Here is a 23,040-nt window from a genome sequence, read left to right on the forward strand (position 1 = left end):
CCGAAAGCACAGTCTAGAGATGTTCTTTCACTGTCTCGGTGATTGACTTCAAGATGACGATGCCCACTCCACTGCTGATAATGAAAAGCACCGCATACAGAACACCGAAAAAAATGGCATGATCAGGCTGCCACCACGGCAAATCCTGCGGCAATGGACTTTGAACAGTTTCCCCGTGCAGCATGGTCCCCCCTTCGTCGATCGTTTTATTTGATCGCGTCTTTCAGATCCTTTCCGGGACGAAATTTGACAACTTTGCATGCGGGAATCTTCAATTCTTCGCCGGTGCGGGGATTACGGCCGGTACGAGCCTGACGTTCCTCAACCATGAACGTACCGAAGCCCGTCAGGGTGAGCTTGCCTTCGCTGATGAGGGTGTCCTGCACGGAATCGAGAAAATATTTCAGAGCCCGTTCAGCATCAGCCTTTGTCAATCCAGCCTTTTCAGCCATTTTGGCTATCAGTTCCGCCTTTGTCATCAGTCTTCCTCCTTTGCAGTGTTCATCTCGGCCGACAGGATTTCATTTCAGAATGCGGCCTGACATTAGGCTTTCACGCCTGATCACGAACAAACCATAAACAATGTGAAATTCATACATCGTCAGCATTCAGGACGCAGGCAAACAGAAATTCAGCTGTAAAGTCAAGTCAATTTTCCAAAAAGGCAGGCGTATCCTGACTTATCCGATACCATTACGTGGTCGGGCTATAAACACGCCGCCGTGATCAGTGCCAGACTTCTGAGCATATCAGGGGCCAACTCTTCCGGGCGGACCCGCCGATCCACATTCCACCGCTGGCACCATGCCTCCAGCTCTTCGCCCCAACAGGATTTCAGAATTACCCCCAATTGTTTCCGGCGCTGCTGAAAAAGCGTTTTCAGCAGGCGGGACAGACATCCGGCCTCGTCCCAGGCAGGAGAAGGATGCGGATCGAATCGCACCACGGCGGAATCCACCCTTGGCCGGGGCCGGAATACATGTGGAGGCACGGTGAACATGTACCGCGGCATGGTAAAACTGGATACCCAGGCAGAAAGCGCGCCGTAGGCCCGGCTGCCGGGATCGGCAGTCAGGCGTCCGGCAACTTCCTTCTGCACCATGAAGACCATGCCTTTCCAGAAGCGGCAGCGGCTGACCATTTCCCAGATCATGGGCGAGGCCACATTGTAGGGAAGGTTGCCCACCACAGAAATACCCGGCAGCGTGGCCAGCCCCTCCCAGCAGAAAGAAAGTCCGTCGCCCTGAATGACGCCGACAGATGGAAACTCCCGGCACAGCCAGGAGGCCAGTTCCCGGTCTTTCTCCAAGGCCATGACCGGCCCCTGATGCACGGCCAGAATTCGTGTCAGCGCCCCCCGGCCCGGACCGATCTCCAGTACCGCCCCGCCCGGTTCCAGACCGAGCGCATGCACAATGCGCCGGCAGATATTGGCATCAGTCAGAAAATTCTGTCCCAGAGAGCGTTTAGGCGCGGAAAAACTACCGCCTCTTGTGCAGTGCACGGCTCTGCCGCTCCCGCTTCCTTCTGGCCCGGCTGTCATGATACAGGCGCACGCCGCGCAGGGAGAGAAAATATGTCAGAACGGCCAGAGGCAGTCCGGCGATGACCCCGCCCAGCGTGGTAATCAGAATCCATTTCCCGCCCCGGTGCAGCAGGTCCATGATCGGCATGTGGATGAGCTCGTGTATGCTCACCTCCACCACGGGACCGGGGATGAACAATTTCCCCAGCATGTAGAACAGAGGGAAAATGATGGCCCAGTTGAGCGGGTTGCTCCACCATGTGCCGAGTGCCGCAGCCACGGGGTTTCCCCGGAGAAGCAGAGCCAAGGACACGGCCAGAAACATCTGCAGGGACAAAAAAGGCAGGGCTCCGATGAAAACACCCACGGCCAGCCCAAGGGCAACGGACTCGGCCGGGGCCTTGATTCGTACGATCCGCAGCCAAGCATAGCGGACAGGCCGCGCGAGTTTCATCCAGAATGTGTCCATGCCCCAGGTCCGTGTTCGTTTCCGGCAAGAAAAAGGGCAGTTACCTGCCCCGGATACATGTGAACGCCGCCTCGGGCCCCGTTTTGCATGGCCAGCCCGGACGGCCCGATTTCATGACTATTCCGCCGGAGGAGTGAACACCCGCGCGGCCATGTCCCGGTCCAGCATGAACAGCCCCCCGCCGTCGTTTCCCAGCAGGCGCAGCTTCTGCACCACTTCGTTCACATTCTCCTCCTCTTCCACCTGCTCGTCCACAAACCAGCGCAGGAAACTGGCCGTGGCGTGATCTTTCTCCTCCACAGCCAGATTGACCAGATCGTTGACCCGCCCGCTGATATATTCCTCATGTTTCAAGGCCGCTTCCATGGCGTCGAGAGGACTTTTCCATTCGGACTGGGGCTTCTCGATAGCCTCCAGACAGACCCGGCCGCCCCGGCCACCGATGTAGCGAAAGAACTTCATCGCGTGGAAGTTCTCCTCTTCGTTCTGGATGGTCATCCAGTGCGCGAATCCATTCAGATTTTTGTCCTGAAAATACGCCACCATGGCCAGATAGAGATAGCCGGAAAACATTTCCGCGTTGAGATGGTCATTCAGGGCTTTTTCCATTTTGGGACTTAACATAACTTCACCTCTTTCTTGAAATTTTGTTCAGATACTTCTCGGCTCCGCAATCTTCCCGGCGAGCGGCCTGCGGCACGAACCCTCCACACGGAGTGCGTTTTTCTCAAGCCAGCAGCTTTTTCGCCGCATCCAGAGCAGCCGCATAGTCAGGCTCGTGAGTCATTTCCGGGACAATCTGCACATAAGCTACCTTTCCCTGAGAATCGACGACGAAAATGGCCCGGGCCAGCAGCCGCAACCCCTCGATCAATACGCCGTAAGCCTGGCCAAAGGACGCTGTCTGATAGTCGGATACGGTCTGCACATTCTCCACGCCCGCGTTGCCGCACCAGCGGGCCTGGGCAAAAGGCAGATCCATGCTGACTGTGACCACCCTGACTTTGCCGCCCAGAGCCCCGGCCTCCTGATTGAAGCGGCGGGTCTGCACATCGCACACGCCCGTGTCCAGGGAGGGCACCACGGAGATAATGGTCACCTGCCCCTTGAGGTCCGCCAGCGTGGCCGGAGCCAGATCGTTTTTCACCACCGTAAAATCAGGAGCGGCCATGCCCACGGTAATTTCCGGTCCCAACAGCACCAGCGGGTTACCCTGAAAAGTGACCACATTGTTTCTCTTGTTCATGGTATACGCTCCTTTGGTTTGTTCGTTGGCGAAATCAGAAACAATTCCGGCCGGACTCTTCGACCGCTGTGGCACGCGCCAAGTATAAGCCCGGAGCCGCCCGGACTATTGAGGATTGGTGCAGTCCCGGCGGACCAGTCCCTTGGCAAGGGGGATGATGTCCGCCGAGGAACAAAAGAGGGACTCTCTGGTGACATCCTGCAGTGCCTCGCACAGCACCTGATCCATGCTCTCCACCAGCACGATTTCCACATCCTTCAGGATGGCCTTGGGCACTTCCTTCAGATCCCGCTCGTTTTCCGCCGGCAAAAGCACCCGGGACACCAGACCCCGGTGGGCGGCCAGCAGTTTTTCCCGCACTCCGCCGATGGGCAGCACCCGGCCGCGCAGGGTGATTTCTCCGGTCATGGCCACATCGTTGCGCACCGGGATGTTCAGCAGAGCCGAAACCAGGCAGGTCGTCAGTGTGATGCCCGCCGACGGCCCGTCCTTGGGCGTGGCGCCCTCGGGCACATGGATGTGAATATCCACGTCTTTGTAAAAATCACGGCGCAGGCCGAAAAGTTCCGAGCGGGAACGGATATAGCTCAGGGCCGCCCGGGCCGACTCCTGCATGACGTCCCCCAGTTTGCCCGTGGTCTCCACCTTGCCCGATCCCGGCATGAGTGCAGCCTCCACGAAAAGCAGCTCACCGCCCGTCTGGGTCCAGGCCAGTCCCGTGGCCACACCCACCTGGGCTTTGTCTTCGCGCTGGTCGTGCCGCACCTTGGGAACGCCCAGATAGGTTCCGAGCATATCCTTGTCCACGGAGACATTGCGCTCCAGATCCTTTTCCTCCACCAGCATCCGGGCCACCTTGCGGCAGATGGACGCCAGTTCCCGCTCCAGGCCGCGCACTCCGGCCTCGCGGGTATAGCGCCGGATGATTTCCAGAATAGCGTCCCTGTTCAGAGTCAGGTTTCCGGGCTTCAACCCGTGCTGTTCCAGCTGCCGGGGCAGAAGAAAGTCCGTGGCGATGCATTCCTTCTCGGTTTCCAGATAACCGGGAATGGTGATGACCTCCATGCGGTCCTGAAGAGGCAGAGGGATACTTTGCAGGGAATTGGCCGTGGTGATGAAAAAAATGGACGACAGATCGTAATCCATGTCCAGATAGTGGTCGTTGAATGCGATGTTCTGTTCCGGATCCAGCACTTCCAGCAGCGCCGCCGACGGATCGCCCCGGAAGTCCGTGCTCATCTTGTCCACCTCGTCCAGGCAGAAGACCGGATTGTTGGAAGAAACCCGCTTCAGGGACTGGATGATCTTTCCAGGCAACGCGCCCACGTAGGTGCGGCGATGCCCCCGGATTTCAGCCTCGTCCCGGACACCGCCCAGAGAAAGGCGCACGAACTCCCGGCCCGTGGCTCTGGCGATGGATTTGGCCAGAGACGTCTTGCCCACTCCCGGAGGCCCCACCAGGCAGAGGATGGGCCCGCGCAGCTTCTTCACCAGGGCCTGTACGGCCAAGTATTCCAGAATGCGCTCCTTGGGCTTTTCCAGGCCATAGTGGTCGGCGTCCAGTATCTTCTGGGACTCGGCGATGTCGGTGTCCACCTCGCGCACCACGTTCCAGGGCAGGGCCAGAATCCAGTCCACATAATTGCGCAGTACCGCGTATTCCGCCGAAGAAGAGGGCGTCTGGCGCAGTTTCTTCATCTCCGCCAGGACCTTTTCCCGGGCTTGTTCCGGCATGTTCTTGGCGGCGAGCTGCGCCTCCAGTTCTTCCATGTCGGCCTTGGGATCGAAATCCCGGCCCATCTCCTTGTGAATGGCCTTGAGCTGCTCACCCAGGTAGTAATCCTTCTGGTTCTCCTCCATCTGCTTCTTGACCCGGTTCTTGATTTTCTTCTCCAGAGAGAAAATCTCCACCTCTTCCTGGATCAGTTCATAGACCCGTTCCAGGCGGCGGACCGGATCGAGGATCTCCAGCACGGTCTGCTTGCGGTCAAAGGAGGCTTTCAGATGCGGCGCCACGGCATCGGCCAGATGACCGGGGTCGCTTATGCTCGTTATGGCCAGAATGGCTTCCTTGGCCAGTTTGCGGTTGACCTGGCCGTACTCCTCCATGACCTCATGGGTGGTCCGGACCAGAGCTTCGCCCTCCATGTCCGCCCCCGCCACATCGGGCAGGGCGGACACGCGGGCCATCTGGATTTCGTCCATGGACAGCAAGCCCTCGCTTCTGTCCCAGGAAGCGCGATACAGACCCTCGAACAGCACTTTGACTGTGCCGTCAGGCAGACGCAGCATCTGCAGGATCTTGCTGACCACACCCACGTCGAAAAGCCCGTCCGTATCCGGACGCTCCTGGCCGGGATCCTTCTGGGAAATCAGAAAAATGAGCTTGTCGTATTTTTCCAGAGCCGTCTCAATGGCTTTGATGGAAGAGTCCCGCCCCACGAACAACGGCACGATGGCCTTGGGGAACATGACCACTTCCCGCAGGGACATGAGCGGCAGAAACATGCTCTCCGCGGGAATGCGTAAAAAGGCGATCGGTTCGGACATGACTTTCTCGGATCAGGCGCTTTTGGCCTCGGGTTTAAACAGGATGAGGGGCTCCTTGCCGTCCTCCACCACCGCCCGGTTGATCACGCATTCGGCCACGTTCTTCATGGACGGGATGGTGTACATGATGTCGAGCATGATGGATTCCATGACCGAACGAAGGCCGCGCGCGCCTGTCTCCAGCTTGATGGCCCTGGCGGCCACGGCTTTCAGGGCGTTGGTGGTGAATTTCAGTTCCACGCCCTCCAGTTCGAACATCTTCTTGTACTGACGGATGAGGGCGTTCTTGGGCTCTTGCAGAATACGCACCAGATCGGCCTCGGTCAGTTCATCGAGAGAAGTGATGACGGAAATACGCCCCGTGAACTCCGGGATGAGGCCGTAGCGGATGAGATCCGTAGGATGCACCTGGCGCAGCAGCGCCCCTTGAGTGTTCTCGTCCTTGGAACGCACCTTGGCTCCGAAACCCATGACCGAGCCCTGCACGCGCTGCTTGACGACATCTTCCAGACCGATGAATGCGCCGCCGACGATGAACAGGATGTTGGAGGTATCCAGGCGGATGAATTCCTGCTGCGGATGCTTGCGCCCGCCCTTGGGCGGGATGTTGGCCAGAGTGCCTTCGACGATCTTGAGCAGAGCCTGCTGCACACCCTCCCCGGAAACGTCGCGGGTGATGGACGGGCTGTCGGACTTGCGCGAAATCTTGTCGATCTCATCCACGTAGATGATGCCCCTGGCCGCTGCTTCCAGATCGTAATCGGCGTTCTGCACCAGCTGCACCAGAATGTTCTCCACATCTTCGCCCACGTAACCGGCTTCGGTCAGGGTCGTGGCATCGGCGATGGCGAAGGGCACTTTCAGAATCCGGGCCAGAGTCTGGGCCAGAAGCGTCTTGCCCGACCCGGTGGGGCCGATGAGCAGGATGTTGCTCTTGTCCAGCTCCACGTCGTCCGTGGCCTGGGCGCGATACCTGATGCGCTTGTAATGGTTGTACACCGCCACGGACAGAATTTTCTTGGCATCATGCTGGCCGACGACGTAATCGTCCAGAGCGGCCTTGATTTCCTGCGGCAGGGGAATTTCCTGCGGCGCGGCATCTTCCTTGCGGTTGTCGTTCTTTATGATGTCGCAGCACAGGGCCACGCATTCGTTGCAGATATATACTTCGGGGCCGGCGACAATCCGCTGGACCTCGTCCTGAGCCTTGCCGCAAAAGGAGCAGGCCAGCTGGCCCCCGTTTTTTCCGTTCGCCATGGCGTCCCCTCCTCTACTTCAGTTCCTTGCGGGAGGCCAGGACCTGATCAATGAGGCCATATTCGGCGGCTTCCTCGCCGCTCATGAAATAATCCCGCTCCGTATCCTGTTCCACCCGCTCCAGGGTCTGGCCGGTATGGGAGGCCAGAATGCCGTTCAGGGCTCCGCGCAGTCTCAGGATTTCCTTGGCCTGGATGGCGATGTCCGAAGCCTGACCCTGAAATCCGCCCATGGGCTGATGGATCATGATGCGCGAATGGGGCAGGCTGTAGCGCATGCCCTTCTCCCCGGCGGCCAGGAGCACGGCGCCCATGCTCGCGGCCTGGCCGATGCACAGGGTGGCCACGGGGGCGGAGATGTACTGCATGGTATCGTATATGGCCATGCCCGCGGTCACGGAACCGCCCGGCGAGTTGATATACATATTGATCTGCTTCTCCGGGTTTTCGGACTCCAGAAAAAGCAGCTGGGCGCAGATGGAATTGGCCACATGATCGTCGATGGGCGTACCCAGAAGAACGATGCGGTCCTTCAGCAGCCGGGAATAAATATCGTACATCCGTTCACCGCGGCCGGTGTTTTCGATGACGAAGACGGAATTTCTGACCATGGATGCTCCTCGATGTTTCATCCGCAGGCCCGCAGACCGGACGGTGCGGCGCTGGCGGTAAGGAATCAACAGTATTTCCGGCAAGGCCGGCGATCAATCAATTTCTCCAGAAGAAACTCAGACTCGAATTTTATGTGGAGATAAACCAGACAGGCGCGAAAGCAAGAAAAAGTAACGCCCGGAACCACTCTGTCAAGAGGTTCCGGGCTCTGCCAGAAGCAAAAGGAATGTCCGGACATCCCGGCATGAAGTCGGGGAGCCGCTGCCGGGAGACTCAGGCGCTTTCTCCGGCGCGGGAAGGAACCGTGGACACCTGCGCGCTGGAATAGATGATGTCCATGGCCTTGTCCGCCAGCACCCGATCCTTGAGGGGGATCATCAGGTTGTGCTGTTCGTAGTAGTCCTTGATGGAATGAAAGTCCTGGCCTGTGGAGGCCGCCATCTTCTGCAACACCAAGTCCACTTCCTGCGGTTCCACGGTCAGTCCCTCGGCGTTGGCGATGGCCAGAAGCACCAGAGAAGACTTCACCACTTCCTCGGCAACAGGACGTTCCTGGGCGCGCAGTTCATCCCGGCTCAGGCCCAGCGAGTCGAGGCTCTTGCCCTGGCGTTCAAGCTTGTCCCGCAATTCCATGATCTGGCTGTCGATCTGCTCTTCGAGCACGCTTCCGGGCAGCTCGAAATCCACGGCGGCCTTGATCTGATCCAGCAGCTTCTTCTGGGCGTCGCCCTTGACCAGCTGTTTGCGGGTGGCGAGATAGGATTTCTCGATGGCTTCCTCCATCTCCCGCACCGAGGAATAATTGCCGGCCAGCTCGGCGAACTCGTCATTGACCTCAGGCAGTTCGCGTACCTTGATGGCGTGCAGGGTGACCCGCATGTCCACGGTCTGCCCGGCCAGCTTGTCGTTGATGAAATCCTTGGGGAACGTCAGCTCCCGCGCGGTGGTCTGGCCGGGAGTCATGCCGATGACGATATCCTCGAATTCGGCCAGAGAATTGCCCTCGCCCAGAGGCAGCTCGAACTTGTTGGCCATGATGCCGTCCATGGGTTTCCCGTCCTGGAATGCCTGAAAGTCGATGACGGCAATATCCCCGCCGGCGACGGGACGCTCTTCCTTCACGATCACGGTCTTGGCCATGCTCCGGCGGATGCGGTCGATGACACCCTGGACCTGCTCCGGATCCACGGTCACTTCCTCTTCTTCCACGGACAGCCCCTTGTATTCGGGCAGGTCGAATTTGGGAGCGATTTCAAAGGAAAAGCTGTAGGAAAAATCCTCGTCCCGTTCCATCTCGCGGGCATCCACATCGATTCTGGACAGCGGAGACAGGCCCAGCTCGCCCATGATCTCGTTTATGTGGTAGTTGATCAGATCGCTGGTGGCTTCCCCGTAGATCTGCTTGCGAAACCTGGCCTCCACCACGGAGGAAGGAACCTTGCCCTTGCGGAAGCCCTTGATGTCCGCGCCCCTGCGGTACAAGGCCACGGTGGCGGACAGCGAGGCGTTCACTTCTTCGGCAGGCACATCCACCTTGATCGCGCGTCTGGACGGGGACAGTTCTTCCACTTTGTATTCCATATGATTCCACTCCTGTATTGGCGGGCGGGGAGTCCAGGCGGCCGGAACACCCTGCCGGGGTGTAGTCTGTGGTGCGGGCGATAGGATTCGAACCTACAAGCTTTTTGGCGTCAGCTCCTAAGGCTGATGCGTTTACCATTCCGCCACGCCCGCCCGGCAAGAGACGCCGTATAGCCCCGCCTTTCCGCGCCTGTCAACGCGCACGGCGCCGGACGGTCCTCCGGCTGCGCGTCCGCCCAAGGCTACTCGTTACGCAGAAGCGGCGCGGCCTTGCGTCCCAGAGCCCGCCAAGTACCGAGCAGGCCGATAACCAGGGAAACGCCTGTTCCGCCCAGCACCGTCAGCAGACTCAGGCCCAGATCCGGCGCAAAAGGCATCTGCAAAAGCCCGCTGACCACGCCCCAGGCGGCCAGAGTACCCAGCGCCAGACTGGCCAGACCCGTGAACAGCCCGGCCAGAGAAAACTCCGCAGCCAGAACCGTCAGAATATCCCGGCGGGTGGCGCCGCAGACCTTGTAAATCACGCTGTCGTAAATGCGGCGGTGCTGATCCGCGGAAAACGCCCCGCCCAGAACCAGCAGTCCCACGGCCAGGGCCAGTCCCGCCATGACCTGAAAGGCTCTGGACATGCGCCGCATCATGACGGCCGCGCTCTCCAGCACATCCCGGACCGTGACCACGGCCACATCCGGGAATTTCTCCGTGACGCGAGAAAAAAGAAGATGTTCGTCACCCACGCCGTAGGCTGCGCCGAGCCAGCTCTGCGGGGCCTTCTCCAGCACGCCCGGCGAAAAGATGACAGCGAACTGCATGGCCAGAGTCCGCCAGTTCACGTCCCGGATGCTGGCCACCGTGGCGGTCAGGGGCCGCCCCAGCACATTGACCGTCAGAGTATCGCCGATGTCCACGCCGAAGCCCCGGGCCAGATCCGAGGTCAGGGAAACAAGCGGCGGCCCCGCATAGTCCTTTTCCCACCACGAGCCCCGGACCAGTTCGCTGCCCTCGGGAAAATCCGGGCCATAGGAGAAACCCCGGTCTCCGCGCACGGCCCACCGGGTGTCCTCGGAGATGGTCGCGTTTTCCACAGGCACATCCTTGATGCGCACAATGCGACCCCGGACCATGGGCCGCAAATCCAGCCGTTCCACCCCGGGGACGGACAGAACCGCTTCGCGAAAGCCGTCCGCCTCGTGCCCCCGGATGTCCATGAAGAAAAAAGCCGGAGCCTGCCGAGTCAGTTCCACGGACAGGCTGCGGTCCAGACTGGCATTGACCATGACCACGGCAACCAGGGCCGTGAGGCCGAACCCCAGGGCAAAAACCAAGCTTACTCCCGGCGACCCCGGCCGGTGAATACTGGCCACGCCCACGCGCAGGCTGGGCAGAGGCAGACGCGGCGCTTTGCCCGCCAGCCAGCGGATCAGGGCGGCCATGCCTCTGAAAAGCAGCCAGGCTGCGGCGACTCCGCCCACAAACCAGCCCGACAGCCGGGAATCGTCCGAAAAAAGGAATACAAGACCAGCGAGCAGCAGAAAAAACAGACCTGAAAAAACCAGAGCGACAGGCGGCAGGGGTTTCGCGCCGGCGGACACATATCCTCTGAATATACCCGCAGGCCGGACCAGTACCGCCCGAAAGAGAGGCGGCATGGCAAAAGCGAGAGTCGTGAGCAAACCGAACAGGGAGGCCTGGACCAGAGGCGCCGCGTACAGGCCGGATTCGATGGGGATGGGCAGCGCGTCCCCGCCCAGACGGGCCAGAATCCAGGGAGCCATGCCCCCGGCGATCATGCCCGCCCCCGCGCCCAGAGCGCCCAGAGCCAGAATCTGCAGCAGGTACGAGGCAAAAAGCGTCCGCGTGGAGCCGCCCATGCACTTCATGGCTGCCATGTGGACCAGACGGCCTTCGAGGTAGCCGCGCACCCCGCCCGCGATGCCCAGTCCGCCCACCAGCAGGGCGGTCAGCCCCACCAGAGTCAGATACACGCGCAACCGCTCCAGAGTGGTCCGCACTCCGGCCGCGGCGTTGGAAAAATCGCGCACCCGCCATCCGGCATCGGGAAACCGTGTCCGGATCGCTTCCACAGCCTCCGCCGCGACGCCGGAAGACAGCCGCAACAGATACTCGGACTGGAACAGGCTGCCGGGACTGATCAGGCCGGTTAGCCGGAAGGCCTCCGCCGAGGTCATGACGCGCGGACCCAGGCTCAGGACGCCCGCGATACGGTCCGGTTCGCGCAGCAGCACGCCCGTCAGGCGGAAACGCGCCCCGCCCACCTGAATCGTATCGCCCACGGACAGGCCGAGCCGGGTGAACAGCGCCCTGTCGGCCACGGCTCCGGGCAGATCCTTCCCGGGCGCGAGGGCCTCGCGCAGGCTGGAGCCTTCCACCACGGCCTCCCCATACAGAGGATAAGAGCCGTCCACGCCCTTGACGTCCGCCAGAATGGACGCGTTGCCCGTCCGGGCCATGGCCCGCGAGGAGTATGTCCGGGCCACGCAGCCGAGGCTTTCCAGATAGGCGAGCTCTTCCCCGGATGCCTCCCGTGAGGTCAGGGCCACGCTCACATCTCCGCCGAGGATGGCTCTGGCGTCGCGGGACAGTCCTTCTTCCAGCGCCCGCCCCACGGAGCCCACGGCACTGATGGCCAGAACGCCCAGAAAAAGGCATCCCAGAAACACGCCGAAACCGCGGATTCCGGCCCGCAACTCCCGCCCGGCCACCCGCAGGGCCGCCATCCAGTCCTTCGGACTCACCGTTCCTCCAGACGGCCCGCGCGCATGACGGCCTGACGCTGGCATTGTCCGGCCAGAGCCGGGTCGTGGGTCACCAGAACCAGCGTGGTTTGGTCCTCCTCCTGCATGGAAAACAGAAATTCCATGACCCGTCGCCCGGTGTCCGCGTCCAGATTGCCCGTGGGCTCATCCGCCAGAATGATGGACGGCCGGGGAGCAAACGCCCTGGCCAGGGCCACGCGCTGCTGCTCGCCGCCGGAAAGCTGGGACGGATAATGATTGCGCCTGCCGTCGAGCCCCACCTGATCGAGGGCGGCTCTGGCCAGTTCCAGAGCCTGCGGATGATGGGCAAATTCCAGAGGCAGAGCCGCGTTCTCCAGGGCGGTCATGGTCGGAATGAGATGAAATGCCTGAAACACGATACCCAGATGCTCGCGCCGGAACCGGGCCAGGGCGTCTTCGCCCAGGCCGCCCAGATCCACTCCCGCCATCCGCACCTGGCCGGAGCAGGGGCGCTCCAGTCCGGCCATGAGCATGAGCATGGTGGTCTTGCCCGAGCCCGAAGGCCCGGTCACGGCCAGAGTCTGACCCTTTTCCACGCGCAGGCTCACCCCATGCAATATATTGACCGCCTCCACTCCGGCGGTTAGCGTCACACGAACATCGCACAAATCCACAGAAGGAAAACTCATGCCCCACGTCCTTTTCTGGGTTGGTCTCATGACTTTGGCCCTGCCCGCGCGGGCGGCGGAACCAATCCACATTCTCGCCTTCGGCGACAGCCTCACCGCCGGCTACGGCCTGCCCGCCGCGGAATCCTTCGCCGCTCAACTGGAAAAACGCCTCCAGGACGCAGGACGGGCGGTCCGGGTGACCAACGCGGGTGTTTCGGGAGACACCACATCCGGCGGGCTGGCCCGGCTGGGCTGGTCTCTGGAGGAAAAACCCCGGCTGGTCATTCTGGAACTGGGAGCCAACGACGGCCTGCGGGGCCTGGCTCCGGACCGGACCCGCGCCAATCTGGACGCCATGATCAGACAGTGCCGTGAAGCGGGAGCGGCGGTCATCTTGGCCGGAATACACGCCCCGGTCAATTGGGGTGAGGACTACAAAGAGCGGTTCGAGGCGGCTTTTCCCGAGCTGGCCCGCCAATACTCCTTACCGTTCTATCCTTTTTTTCTCGAAGGAGTCATCGGCCACAGCAGCCTCGTTCTGGAAGATGGTCTGCACCCTAATGCGCGCGGGGTAGCCCGCATCGTGGACGGTATCCTGCCCCTGGTCGAAACCGAACTGGACAAACTGGACGCGACGCCGAAATGACCATGATCGCCGCCCTCATCTTCGCGGCCGCCCTTGGGGGACTGTGGCTTCTGTCCGCCAAGATCATCGGTGCCACCGTACGGGCTTTGGCCGATCCCGAAGGGAAAATCCATGCCCGGCTCCGTGCTCCGGCGGATCCGGCCATCCGTCAGCCCATGCGCGAGGTGGAAACGTGGGCTGAGGAGCACGAATACAAAGACGATCTGATGTTCGATTTCGATGTCATGGACGCCGGGCGTCTTCTTTTCTGCCGGACCTGGAAAAATACGCGGAAGTGTACTTACCTGGTTTTCTACTCGGGCATGGGCAGGCATTTCACCGAACTGGTGACCATCTACGACGACAACACCAGTGTAACCACCACCAACGCGGCCGAGGCCCACACCCTGCCCGTGCCTCCGGGCGCCTTCGTGCAAAGCTTCCCCGGTAGCGGACTGAACCGGATTCATGACCTGCACGGCGAAGGATGCCGGACCCTGGAGCGGCGTACCGGCCTCGAACCGCGGGAGTCCGCCGGCGGCACAGCGGATCTTGTGATCAGGGCACTGACCCGCCAGGGCCGTTACATACAGTCCATTCCGGGCTGGCGCTGGAAAGGTTTATGGTGGATGGTCACGCGCAAACAGCGTATGACCGGCAAGGACGTGGCATGGCAGCTGGACCAATTCGGCGTGCATGAACCCGGCCCGGCTCCAACGGACAGACTACAATAACGAGCGCGCATGAAAGCACTCCTTCTGACTGCCATATTCTGCATCCTCCCGGCTCTGGCCAGAGGGGACGGACTCACCGTAGCCTACTTCGAGCATCCGCCCTACTGTTACGCGGAAAAAGGGCAGGCCGCCGGCGTTCTGGTGGAGCTGACCCGCGACATTCTGAAGGAGGCGGGTATCCCGGCCACATTCGTCACCATGCCCCCCAACCGCATTCTGGAAAATATCCGCTCGGGACGGAAGGATTTCTGCGCCGTGGGCTGGTTCAAGACACCGGAACGGGAACGCTACGCCAGCTTCAGCCTGCCCATTTACCGGGACAAAGGCATGGTGATTCTGACCACGGCCCGGAAGGCTCCGAAACTGCGCCGCCATTCCACTCTGCGCTCGCTCTTCAAAGACCACTCCCTGACTCTCGGCCAGGTCGAAGCCCTTTCCCTCGGCGAAAGCGTGGACCAGCTGAGAAAGGAAACCCAGGTCCCCACCCTGCCCGTGACCACCAAGCAGGGTGTGCTGCTCAGGCTCATCGCCCTGAACCGGGCGTCGTACATGCTGGCCGCCCCGGAAGAGATCTCCGCCCTGCTGCAGGCGGCCGACGTCCCCTCGGAACAGTTCACCATCCTGAGCATGGACGGTATGCCCTGGGGCAACCTGCGCTACCTGATGTACAGTTCCAACATATCCCCCGGCATGCTGGACAGGATCAACGCGGCCATCTCCAATCTGGTGAAGATACAAAGCCTCCTGCCCGAAGGCAGATAGGGTGGAGTCACTCTCCTACCGTCCGCCGCAGGAGCCTCTGGAAATCCTCCACGAAGACCGGGACATGTGCGTGGTGGGCAAGCCAAGCGGTCTGCTGTCCGTGCCGGGCCGGGGGCCGGAGCTTTCAGATTCGGCCCTGAGCAGGCTCCGGGAGCGCCACCCCGGAGCTCAGGCCGTACACCGGCTGGACCTGGGCACTTCGGGCGTACTGGCCATGGCCCTTCATCGCCAATCCGAAGGAATTCTGCGGCGGCAGTTTCAGGACAGGCGGACCGGCAAGGTCTATCTGGCTCTGGTGGAAGGAATGATGCCCGAAGACCGGGGCCGCATCGACCTGCCCCTTGTCCGCGACTGGCCCAACCGGCCACGGCAGAAGGTCTGCTTCCGGACGGGCAGGCCGTCCCTGACCCTGTACGAAACCGTACGCAGAGAAGAAGACGTGACTCTGGTTCGCCTCTTTCCCCATACCGGACGCTCCCATCAGTTGCGGGTGCATCTGGCCAGTCTGGGGCATCCCATCGTCGGAGACAACCTCTACGGCCCCGATCCGTCCCCTTCGTCGCGTCTTATGCTGCACGCCAGCCAGCTTGGACTTTTTCATCCCCGTTCGGGAAAATGGCTCGTCTTCACCGCACCATGCCCCTTCGCTCCGGATATCGCACCGACAGACGGCGAAATGCTCCCACCGGACGAGTAAGCCTCAAACTTCTTCTCACCCCTTGCTAAAGAAAATTGATTTGATTAGATAGGTCCATTACATCCTGCCACTTTTGTGAACCTTCCGGTTCCGGCGGCATTTCTCACCCGTTCCGGCGGGAATCATGATTTCATCGGAGTTCAGTCAAAACATGTCCTCGTCTGTTGAAGAACGCGTCCAGCGCATCCTGCGCGATTTTCTGTCCGGCGACATTCCGGAGTACATCCGGGACAGCGGCCAGTACCTGATCGCCGAAGGCGGTATCCAGAAGCTCGACATCCGCCGGGGCGGAGATTCCTGGAAAGTCGAAGCCCAGATTCAGGGAGACGATTTTCAGACCTATACTTCGGAGCTGGAGATCAGTCTGGATCAGGGCACGGCCAGTTCCAACTGCAACTGTCAGGATTCCTTTTCCGGCACGTGCCGCCATGTGGCCGCGACAGCTCTGGAGCTGTCCTCACGGCTGGATTCCGTAGTCAGTACACGCGAGGACGATCCCCAGCCCGTCAAAAGCGAATGGCGGCAGAACTTCCGTTCGTTCTTCTCCACCGCCCTGGATCCGGAGCCCGGCCAGCACTACCTGATTTTCCGCTTCATCGCCGAACCGGGCCGCCTGCTGGTGGAATTCTTCCGGGCCCGGCAGAACAAATCCGGCCTGTCCACCGTGCAGAATCCCGTGACTCTGGAACAGATCGTCCGCAACCCGGACTGGTGCGAAATTTCTCCGGAGCTGCCCAAGGTGGCCGAACAGATCGGCCAGTATCTGGACTACTACGGCCACCGGGTGGAGATCCCCTTCGGGCTCATGACCTGGTTCTTCTGGGCCATCAGAAACGAATACTATCTGTTCTGGGAGGAGACGGAACAGTCAGTGCGTATCGAAAGTACGCCCATCCGGCTGCAACTGCGCCCCAAATTCACCGAAGAGGGCCTGACCTTCGACATCATGCTCGGTCGGGACGGCAAGGTGCCCTTCTCCATCCTGAATCAGGACGTCTCTTTTTACGGCCAGCTCCCCCTCTGGGTCTGCCTGAAGCATTGCTTCTACCCCGTCCAGACGGGTCTTAGCCCCCATCTGATCCAGGAACTGGTCATGAGTCCGCCGGTCATTCCCCATGCGGACATTTCCGAATTTCTGGACCGGGTCTGGACCAGAATCCCGGCTTCGGATCTGCACGGTCAGGATGAATTTCTGGAACGCATGCAGCCCATTTTCGTGCCCGCCACCTACAATCCCAAGCTGTTCCTGAGCGAGGAAGGCAGTCTGCTCACCCTCGAAATCCAGAACATCTACGAAACCGAGCACGGCGACATCAGCCTTCCCGGCCCCAATCAGGATCTGCAGACCGGCAGCTATCATTTTGAAGGCAAGTCCTTTCTCATCCGCCGTGATCAGGAGGAAGAGGAGGCCCTGCTCACCACCCTCATGGACATGCGCTTCCAACTGCGCAGCAGTTCCATGTGGTTTCTGGAACCCGAAGAGGCCATCGCCTTCCTGCTGGATGCCTATCCCAAACTGGTGGAAGCCTACCGCGTATACGGCGAGAAGGACCTGACCCGGTACAAGGTCCGCCTGACTCCTCCCAACGTGGTGGCCTCGGTGGAAACCCAGGAAGAGGACAAGTGGTTCAATCTGGAGATCAATGTCGAATACGATGACATCTCCGTGCCCATCGACAAGATCTGGAAAGCCTGGACCCAGGGTAAACGTTACGTGCAGCTGAAGGACGGCACCTACACCAGCCTGCCGGAATCCTGGCTGGAAAAGCTCGGACACAAGCTCGCGGCTCTTGGACTCGACCTGGAAAAGCCGCCCAAGAAGCGTTTCGAGAACTTCGAAGCCCCGATTCTGGACAAGATTCTTGAGGACATTCCGGAAACCACTTCTGACGCCTTCTGGAATGTCTTGCGGGAAAAGCTCCACGACTTCACGGAGATAAAGCAGGTCCAGGCTCCGAAAGGGCTGAACGCCACCCTGCGGCCCTACCAGATTCAGGGCGTCAGCTACATGAACTTCCTGCACGAATACCATTTCGGCGGCATCCTGGCCGATGAGATGGGACTGGGCAAAACCATCCAGACGCTGACCTTCCTTCAGTACATGAAGGAAAAGGGGCACAAGGGCCCCAATCTGATCATCGTGCCCACTTCGGTGCTGCCCAACTGGGAACGCGAGGCCCAGAAATTCGTGCCGGACATGAAGCGTCTGGTCATCTACGGTTCCAAACGCGAAAACCTGTTCAAACAGATCGAGTCCTCGGAACTGATCATCACCACCTACGCCCTGCTGCGCCGCGATCTGGACGAGCTGCTCAAGTTCGAGTTCAACGCCATCATTCTGGACGAGGCCCAGAACATCAAGAACCCCAACACCATCACGGCCAGAAGCGTGCGCCGGATGCAGGCCCGGTTCCGCCTGTGCCTGTCCGGAACGCCCATCGAGAACACCCTGCTGGAGCTGTGGTCCCTGTTCGAGTTCCTCATGCCCGGCTTCCTGGGCTCCCAGGCCGCCTTCCAGAAGGGCTTTGTCAAACCCATCAAGGACGGCGACGACGACAGCCTGGGCTACCTCAAGGCCCGGGTCAAACCCTTCATCCTGCGCCGGACCAAGAACGAGGTGGCCAAGGACCTGCCGCCCAAGGTGGAGAACATCTACTACTCCGCCCTGCTGGAGGACCAGATGGAGCTTTACACCGCCCTGGCCAAGAAACTGAAAGAGCAGGTGCTTCAGGACGTGGACGAGAAGGGCATCGGCCAGAGCCAGATTTCCATTCTGGATGCGCTGCTCAAGCTGCGCCAGATCTGCTGCCATCCGCGCCTGCTCAAGCTGGACATGCCGGGGCTCAACACCAACCTGTCCTCGGGCAAGTTCGAGGCTTTCAAGGATCTGGTCACTTCCATCATCGACGACGGGCACAAGGTCCTGGTGTTCTCGCAGTTCGTGCAGATGCTGCATATCATCCGCAACTGGCTGCATATGGTGGAAATTCCCTTCTGCTACCTGGACGGCACCTCCAAGGACCGTTTCGAGCAGGTGGACAGGTTCAACAACTCGCCGGAGATTCCCATCTTCCTCATCTCCCTCAAGGCGGGCGGAACGGGCCTGAACCTGACCTCGGCCGACTACGTCATCCACTACGACCCGTGGTGGAACCCGGCCGTGGAAGACCAGGCCACGGACCGTACCCACCGCATCGGACAGACGCGTCAGGTTTTCTCCTACAAGATGATCTGCGAGAACACGGTGGAAGAAAAGATTCTGAAGCTTCAGGAATCCAAGAAGGGCATCGCCGATTCCATCATCCCCGGCCAGTCGGCCTGGAAGAGCCTGACCCGCTCGGATCTGGAAATGCTGTTCGAGGTGTAGGGTTGAGATTCGATACCTTTTGGTGAGGAAAGACTATCTATGAACAACGCTGCAAGAATATGCCTGTTTTTTGCCTTCATGGCGCTGTCGGGCAATGTTTATGCCGATCAGGACCCAAGCGGCCTGATTGAAGCAAAGGATACAAAAATACAATTCACAAGGAATAATGAAAACCTCTATGTGCATATACTTGGAAAATTTTCCAATAAATCACAGTATCCTGTTCATGATATTGTCGTAGAAGCACAGTTTTTAGATGAGAATGGAGAGCTGATAGATGTCATATCAGAAAGTTTATACTCAGTTGTAGTTCCAGCAGAAAATGAGGCTGCATTCAAAATACAAGATATGGCAATAAATACAGAGTCCCATTATAAGAATTATAAAATAAATATTCTTTCCGCAGAAGAAGACAAACCTTGTGCTAAAAAAAAATGATTTTACAGACGATCCATGGATAGAAACGCTAATCTCTTGGTTTCCATTCCTGATACTCATTGCGGTATGGGGATTTTTTATAAACAGATCCAGTGGAAAAAAGTCACCTCAAAAAAAGATTCTTCTTCTGATTGAAGAACAAAATAATCTTTTTGAACAATTGAACACCCATTTGAAGCAGATAGCTGATTCAGTTAAAAACGGGGAAAGATAATATCAATTTCACTACTTCAGTTATGGCAAAGCATACCTTCTGCTCAGAAAAGTAGCTGAATAACTCCACAGTACATTCGGTAAACTCAGCAGGGTGACCTTGGAGAAAGTAGCCGAAAGCTCCTCCGAGTTTTTTCCTCCATCTCCCAAAACCCCGGCCCGCTTTACAACTCCCGTCCCCTGGCATAGGCAAACCCGGATTCCCGCACTGCGGGAAAAACGCCGCATCCGCCGGAAAAGCCAGGAAGATCCATGCGCAGAGACATCGAACATGTGGGCTGGGGCAAACTGAGCTACGAGATCAGGGCCATCGTGGCCGTGGCTCAGGACTTACGCAATCTGGGCCTGGAGATTATCTGGGAGAACATCGGCGACCCCATCGAAAAAGGCGAGCAGGTTCCCGGCTGGATCAAGGACATCATCGCCGGGCTGGCCCAGAACGACAAAAGCTACGGCTACTGCGCCACCCAGGGCGTTCTGGAATCCCGGGAATTCGTGGCCCGGATGGTCAACCAGCGCGGCAGCTACCAGGTCACCTCCGACGACATCATCTTTTTCAACGGCCTGGGCGACGCCGTGGCCAAGATTTTCGGCTTCCTCAAGCGCGAGGCGCGGGTCATCGGCCCGTCTCCGGCGTACTCCACCCATTCCTCGGCCGAGGCCGCCCATTCCGGCTACGAGCACCTGACCTACGAACTGGACCCGGCCAACGGCTGGATGCCCGATCTGACCGATCTGGAAAACAAGGTCCATTACAACGACTCCATCGCGGGCATTCTGTTCATCAATCCGGACAACCCCACCGGCGCGGTCTATCCGTGCGAGCTGATCGAAAAAATCGTGGACATCGCCCGCCGCTACAACGTGTTCGTGCTGGCCGACGAGATCTACGCCAACATCGTTTACAGCGGGCACCCCACATGCAGCCTGTCCGAGGTCATCGGCGAGGTGCCGGGCATGGCCCTGCGCGGCATTTCCAAGGAATATCCCTGGCCAGGCGGCCGCTGCGGCTGGATCGAGGTGTACAACAAGGACAAGAATCCCGACTTCCGGGCCTATATCAGAAGCCTGCTCAACGCCAAGATGCTCGAAGTCTGTTCCACCAGCCTGCCCCAGCTTTCCATCCCGCTGGTCATGGGTGATCCCCGCTACCAGGGCCATCTGGAAGAGCGGCGGCGCATGTTCGAACATCGCGCCCAGGAAGCCTGGGCCGCGTTTCAGGGCATCCCCGGCGTGCAGGTCCTGAAGCCTCAGGGCGCGTTTTACATGTCCGTCATGTTCGAGGATGGAGCCCTGAACAGCCGCCAGACCCTGGACATTGAAAATCCCACCATCCGCGCCTACGTGGAGGACATGGTCCGGGGCGTGCAGGTGGACAAGCGTTTCGTCTATTATCTGCTGGGCGCGACCGGCGTCTGTGTGGTGCCCCTGACGGGCTTCTGCTGTAATCGCAAAGGCTTCCGGGTCACTCTTCTGGAAATGAACGACGCCAAACGGCAACGCACCTGGAAAACCATTGCCGACGCCATAACCCGCTACCTCGCTTCGGCCTGAGCGCATGAACGACGCATCCCTCCCCCGCTGGCTTGAATGGGCGCGGGAAATCCAGGCCCTGTCCCAGACCGGTCTGGCCTACGCCAAAAGCCACTACGACCGGGACATATTCGCCCGGCTGTCCGGTATCGCGGCCGAAATCACGGCCGAACACACGAACCTGCCGCTGACCGACATCCGCCGGACCTTTTCTCTGGAGCCCGGATACGCCACGCCCAAAGTGGACGTGCGCGCCGCCGTGATCCGAAACGGCCGCATCCTGCTGGTCCGGGAAAATTCCGACGGGAAATGGGCCATGCCCGGCGGCTGGGCCGATGTGGGCGATTTTCCCGCCGCAGCGGCCGAAAGGGAAACCCTGGAGGAAAGCGGTTTCGTGGTCCGGGCCGTCAAACTTCTGGGAGTGTTTGACGCCAATCGGGGGACAAAGGCCAACGCCTTTTATCACGCGGTGAAACTGGTTTTCCTGTGTGATCTGGTTTCCGGCGAAGCCGCGCCCAGCCAGGAGACCCTGGCCGTGGATTTTTTCGATTTCGAAAGCCTGCCCGACCTGTCCATGCAGCGCACCAACCCCCGCCATCTGAAGGAAGTGCGGGCCCATCTGAACGATCCGCTGCGGCCGGCGGCCTTTGACTGACATGTCCATTCACAATCTGCCCATCGGCGTCTTCGATTCCGGCATCGGCGGCCTGACCGTCCTGAAGGCCCTGGCCGAAACCCTGCCCCGCGAAAGTTTTCTCTATCTGGGCGACACGGCCCGCCTGCCCTACGGCACCAAGAGCGCCAAGTCCGTCACCCGCTACGCCCTGCAAACCACGGCCCTGCTGCACAGGCGCGGAGTGAAGATGCTGGTCATCGCCTGCAACACGGCCACGGCCGTTTCCCTGGCGGCCTTGCGGGAAGCCTATCCCGGCCTGCCCGTTGTCGGCGTCATCCGGCCCGGAGCCGAGGCCGCCTGCCGGGCCAGCCGCAATGGCCGCATCGGCGTCATCGGCACGGAGAGCACTGTCAACGGCCGCAGCTACGAGCGTGAAATCCTGCGTATCCGCCCGGAGGCCAGCGTATTCGCCACGCCCTGCCCCCTGTTCGTGTCCCTGGCCGAGGAGGGATGGTGCGACGGGCCCATCGTCGAGCTGGCGGCCCGGCGCTATCTGGAGAGCATGTTCCGGGACACGGGCATCGACACCCTGGTGCTGGGCTGCACCCATTTTCCCGCCCTGTCCGCCACCATCGCCCAGGTGGCCGGGCCGGACATCCGTCTGGTGGACTCGGCCCGGACCACGGCCCTGTTCGTCCGGGATCTGCTGTCCAGCCAGCGCCTCTGCTCCACGGCCAGCAGGCGCTCCCTGACTTTTCTGGCTACGGACGGCGCGGAACGCTTCGCCCGCGTGGGCGGCGTATTCATGGGCGCGCCCATGTCCCCCGCCAATGTGGAGATTGTGGATCTCTGATGTCCGCCCTTCTGGCCGTGGACGCCGGAGTCCGCACGGGGCTCGCCCTGTTCGACCGGCAAGGACGGCTTGCATGGTGCCGCTCGCACAATCTGGGCAACATCTCCCGCCTGAAAAAAGCCGCGAGCGGGACCCTTTTCGGGCTGCCGGGACTGGAATACGTGGTAGTGGAAGGCGGCGGACAGACAGCCGGAGTCTGGGAGTACGCCGCGAAAAAACGCGGCCTGACCTTTCTCCTGATCCAGGCCGATCACTGGCGGCCGGATTTCCTCTTGCCAAGGGAGCGCCAAAGCGGACACAAGGCCAAGGCGGCGGCCCGCACCCTGGTGGAGAAAATCATGCGCGCCGAAGGCTGGTCGTCACCCACACCGCCGCGTCATGACGCCGCCGAAGCCGCCCTGATCGGACTGTGGGCCGTAATACATCTCGGATGGCGGGAGATGCCGCGGCTGTGAGGTTTCACAAGCAGGGCTCCGCCCCGCACCCCGCCAGGGACAGGTCCCTGGACCCTGTTACCGTGGCCGCATCCGGCCCCTCGCAACATATCACGTCCT

Annotated in this window: 22 protein-coding genes, 1 tRNA gene and 1 pseudogene; 10 read left to right on the plus strand and 14 right to left on the minus strand. The window is 60.2% G+C overall.

The features are described 5' to 3' along the window. Positions 1-13: 13 nt before the first annotated feature. The 14 genes and pseudogenes from AXF15_RS14305 to AXF15_RS11705 all read right to left on the minus strand — a co-directional run bounded on the left by AXF15_RS14305 (position 14) and on the right by AXF15_RS11705 (position 12,666). Positions 14-184: a hypothetical protein gene (locus AXF15_RS14305; protein WP_169793662.1), complete on the minus strand. Its 171-nt coding sequence runs from the start codon at positions 182-184 to the stop codon at positions 14-16. 22 nt (positions 185-206) lie between these two features. Then, complete coding sequence (locus tag AXF15_RS11650; protein ID WP_066607708.1) at positions 207-479, minus strand: HU family DNA-binding protein; 273 nt, start codon at positions 477-479, stop codon at positions 207-209. A 227-nt stretch (positions 480-706) separates the two neighbouring features. Next, positions 707-1,504 (minus strand): 16S rRNA (adenine(1518)-N(6)/adenine(1519)-N(6))-dimethyltransferase RsmA, encoded by a 798-nt coding sequence (gene rsmA, locus AXF15_RS11655; RefSeq protein WP_236884779.1) that lies wholly within the window; start codon positions 1,502-1,504, stop codon positions 707-709. Then, positions 1,482-1,994 carry a DUF2062 domain-containing protein gene (locus AXF15_RS11660; RefSeq protein ID WP_066607713.1) on the minus strand — a complete coding sequence of 171 codons (513 nt, stop codon included), beginning with the start codon at positions 1,992-1,994 and terminating at the stop codon, positions 1,482-1,484. Before AXF15_RS11660 ends, rsmA begins: the two co-directional genes overlap by 23 nt. Before the next feature lie 117 nt (positions 1,995-2,111). Further along, positions 2,112-2,618 carry a ferritin gene (locus AXF15_RS11665; RefSeq protein WP_066607715.1) on the minus strand — a complete coding sequence of 169 codons (507 nt, stop codon included), beginning with the start codon at positions 2,616-2,618 and terminating at the stop codon, positions 2,112-2,114. Positions 2,619-2,721: 103 nt separating this feature from the next. Further along, the gene (tpx, locus tag AXF15_RS11670; RefSeq protein WP_066607718.1) at positions 2,722-3,240 is read right to left on the minus strand and encodes a thiol peroxidase; all 519 of its coding nucleotides are present in this window, start codon (positions 3,238-3,240) and stop codon (positions 2,722-2,724) included. 105 nt (positions 3,241-3,345) lie between these two features. Beyond that, a complete protein-coding gene (gene lon, locus AXF15_RS11675; protein ID WP_066607721.1) occupies positions 3,346-5,790 on the minus strand; it encodes an endopeptidase La in 2,445 nt (814 codons plus the stop codon). A gap of 12 nt (positions 5,791-5,802) precedes the next feature. Further along, on the minus strand, positions 5,803-7,047 hold the full coding sequence (clpX, locus tag AXF15_RS11680; protein WP_066607727.1) for an ATP-dependent Clp protease ATP-binding subunit ClpX: 1,245 nt from the start codon (positions 7,045-7,047) through the stop codon (positions 5,803-5,805). Positions 7,048-7,060: 13 nt separating this feature from the next. After that, on the minus strand, positions 7,061-7,657 hold the full coding sequence (gene clpP, locus AXF15_RS11685) for an ATP-dependent Clp endopeptidase proteolytic subunit ClpP (protein WP_066607729.1): 597 nt from the start codon (positions 7,655-7,657) through the stop codon (positions 7,061-7,063). A 274-nt stretch (positions 7,658-7,931) separates the two neighbouring features. Continuing rightward, positions 7,932-9,239 (minus strand): trigger factor, encoded by a 1,308-nt coding sequence (gene tig / locus AXF15_RS11690; protein WP_066607732.1) that lies wholly within the window; start codon positions 9,237-9,239, stop codon positions 7,932-7,934. Between the two features lie 69 nt (positions 9,240-9,308). Beyond that, positions 9,309-9,392: transfer RNA gene (locus AXF15_RS11695), tRNA-Leu, on the minus strand. Between the two features lie 89 nt (positions 9,393-9,481). After that, positions 9,482-11,323 (minus strand): ABC transporter permease, encoded by a 1,842-nt coding sequence (locus tag AXF15_RS11700; protein ID WP_417926400.1) that lies wholly within the window; start codon positions 11,321-11,323, stop codon positions 9,482-9,484. A gap of 3 nt (positions 11,324-11,326) precedes the next feature. After that, a pseudogene (locus AXF15_RS14865) lies at positions 11,327-12,040 on the minus strand (ABC transporter permease); the annotation flags it as partial. Continuing rightward, positions 11,992-12,666 (minus strand): ABC transporter ATP-binding protein, encoded by a 675-nt coding sequence (locus AXF15_RS11705; RefSeq protein WP_066607736.1) that lies wholly within the window; start codon positions 12,664-12,666, stop codon positions 11,992-11,994. The pseudogene AXF15_RS14865 and the gene AXF15_RS11705, both read right to left, overlap by 49 nt. Here AXF15_RS11705 and AXF15_RS11710 point away from each other — a divergent pair. The 10 genes from AXF15_RS11710 to AXF15_RS11755 all read left to right on the plus strand — a co-directional run bounded on the left by AXF15_RS11710 (position 12,665) and on the right by AXF15_RS11755 (position 22,941). Then, positions 12,665-13,294 carry an arylesterase gene (locus AXF15_RS11710; protein WP_151192374.1) on the plus strand — a complete coding sequence of 210 codons (630 nt, stop codon included), beginning with the start codon at positions 12,665-12,667 and terminating at the stop codon, positions 13,292-13,294. The two genes, AXF15_RS11705 and AXF15_RS11710, sit on opposite strands and share 2 nt — an antisense overlap. Beyond that, a complete protein-coding gene (locus AXF15_RS11715) occupies positions 13,291-14,007 on the plus strand; it encodes a hypothetical protein (RefSeq protein WP_066607739.1) in 717 nt (238 codons plus the stop codon). Before AXF15_RS11710 ends, AXF15_RS11715 begins: the two co-directional genes overlap by 4 nt. A gap of 9 nt (positions 14,008-14,016) precedes the next feature. Further along, positions 14,017-14,769, plus strand: coding sequence for a substrate-binding periplasmic protein (locus AXF15_RS11720; RefSeq protein ID WP_066607742.1), 753 nt, complete (start codon positions 14,017-14,019; stop codon positions 14,767-14,769). A 1-nt stretch (position 14,770) separates the two neighbouring features. Then, entirely contained in the window at positions 14,771-15,466 is a 696-nt protein-coding gene (locus AXF15_RS11725) for an RluA family pseudouridine synthase (RefSeq protein WP_211258987.1), read from the plus strand. Between the two features lie 151 nt (positions 15,467-15,617). Beyond that, positions 15,618-18,833, plus strand: a complete 3,216-nt coding sequence (locus AXF15_RS11730; protein WP_066608981.1) for a DEAD/DEAH box helicase — start codon at positions 15,618-15,620, stop codon at positions 18,831-18,833. Between the two features lie 39 nt (positions 18,834-18,872). Continuing rightward, complete coding sequence (locus AXF15_RS11735) at positions 18,873-19,271, plus strand: hypothetical protein (protein ID WP_066607748.1); 399 nt, start codon at positions 18,873-18,875, stop codon at positions 19,269-19,271. 465 nt (positions 19,272-19,736) lie between these two features. After that, the gene (locus AXF15_RS11740) at positions 19,737-21,038 is read left to right on the plus strand and encodes a pyridoxal phosphate-dependent aminotransferase (RefSeq protein WP_066607751.1); all 1,302 of its coding nucleotides are present in this window, start codon (positions 19,737-19,739) and stop codon (positions 21,036-21,038) included. Between the two features lie 4 nt (positions 21,039-21,042). Then, a complete protein-coding gene (locus AXF15_RS11745) occupies positions 21,043-21,672 on the plus strand; it encodes an NUDIX hydrolase (protein WP_066607753.1) in 630 nt (209 codons plus the stop codon). Between the two features lies 1 nt (position 21,673). Further along, positions 21,674-22,486, plus strand: a complete 813-nt coding sequence (gene murI, locus AXF15_RS11750) for a glutamate racemase (RefSeq protein ID WP_066607756.1) — start codon at positions 21,674-21,676, stop codon at positions 22,484-22,486. Next, complete coding sequence (locus AXF15_RS11755) at positions 22,486-22,941, plus strand: RuvC family protein (protein ID WP_066607759.1); 456 nt, start codon at positions 22,486-22,488, stop codon at positions 22,939-22,941. The genes murI and AXF15_RS11755 overlap by 1 nt, the downstream gene beginning before the upstream one ends. The last annotated feature ends 99 nt before the right edge of the window (positions 22,942-23,040 follow it).

Source organism: Desulfomicrobium orale DSM 12838 (assembly GCF_001553625.1).
Taxonomy (GTDB): Bacteria; Desulfobacterota; Desulfovibrionia; order Desulfovibrionales; family Desulfomicrobiaceae; genus Desulfomicrobium; species Desulfomicrobium orale.

Coding starts and splice junctions, on each gene's coding strand:
- AXF15_RS14305 (WP_169793662.1), bottom strand. CDS start 184: ATGCTGCACGGGGAAACTGTTCAAAGTCCATTGCCGCAGGATTTGCCG.
- AXF15_RS11650 (WP_066607708.1), bottom strand. CDS start 479: ATGACAAAGGCGGAACTGATAGCCAAAATGGCTGAAAAGGCTGGATTG.
- AXF15_RS11660 (WP_066607713.1), bottom strand. CDS start 1,994: ATGGACACATTCTGGATGAAACTCGCGCGGCCTGTCCGCTATGCTTGG.
- AXF15_RS11665 (WP_066607715.1), bottom strand. CDS start 2,618: ATGTTAAGTCCCAAAATGGAAAAAGCCCTGAATGACCATCTCAACGCG.
- tpx (WP_066607718.1), bottom strand. CDS start 3,240: ATGAACAAGAGAAACAATGTGGTCACTTTTCAGGGTAACCCGCTGGTG.
- lon (WP_066607721.1), bottom strand. CDS start 5,790: ATGTCCGAACCGATCGCCTTTTTACGCATTCCCGCGGAGAGCATGTTT.
- clpX (WP_066607727.1), bottom strand. CDS start 7,047: ATGGCGAACGGAAAAAACGGGGGCCAGCTGGCCTGCTCCTTTTGCGGC.
- clpP (WP_066607729.1), bottom strand. CDS start 7,657: ATGGTCAGAAATTCCGTCTTCGTCATCGAAAACACCGGCCGCGGTGAA.
- tig (WP_066607732.1), bottom strand. CDS start 9,239: ATGGAATACAAAGTGGAAGAACTGTCCCCGTCCAGACGCGCGATCAAG.
- AXF15_RS11710 (WP_151192374.1), top strand. CDS start 12,665: ATGCCCCACGTCCTTTTCTGGGTTGGTCTCATGACTTTGGCCCTGCCC.
- AXF15_RS11705 (WP_066607736.1), bottom strand. CDS start 12,666: ATGAGTTTTCCTTCTGTGGATTTGTGCGATGTTCGTGTGACGCTAACC.
- AXF15_RS11715 (WP_066607739.1), top strand. CDS start 13,291: ATGACCATGATCGCCGCCCTCATCTTCGCGGCCGCCCTTGGGGGACTG.
- AXF15_RS11720 (WP_066607742.1), top strand. CDS start 14,017: ATGAAAGCACTCCTTCTGACTGCCATATTCTGCATCCTCCCGGCTCTG.
- AXF15_RS11730 (WP_066608981.1), top strand. CDS start 15,618: ATGTCCTCGTCTGTTGAAGAACGCGTCCAGCGCATCCTGCGCGATTTT.
- AXF15_RS11735 (WP_066607748.1), top strand. CDS start 18,873: ATGAACAACGCTGCAAGAATATGCCTGTTTTTTGCCTTCATGGCGCTG.
- AXF15_RS11740 (WP_066607751.1), top strand. CDS start 19,737: ATGCGCAGAGACATCGAACATGTGGGCTGGGGCAAACTGAGCTACGAG.
- AXF15_RS11745 (WP_066607753.1), top strand. CDS start 21,043: ATGAACGACGCATCCCTCCCCCGCTGGCTTGAATGGGCGCGGGAAATC.
- murI (WP_066607756.1), top strand. CDS start 21,674: ATGTCCATTCACAATCTGCCCATCGGCGTCTTCGATTCCGGCATCGGC.
- AXF15_RS11755 (WP_066607759.1), top strand. CDS start 22,486: ATGTCCGCCCTTCTGGCCGTGGACGCCGGAGTCCGCACGGGGCTCGCC.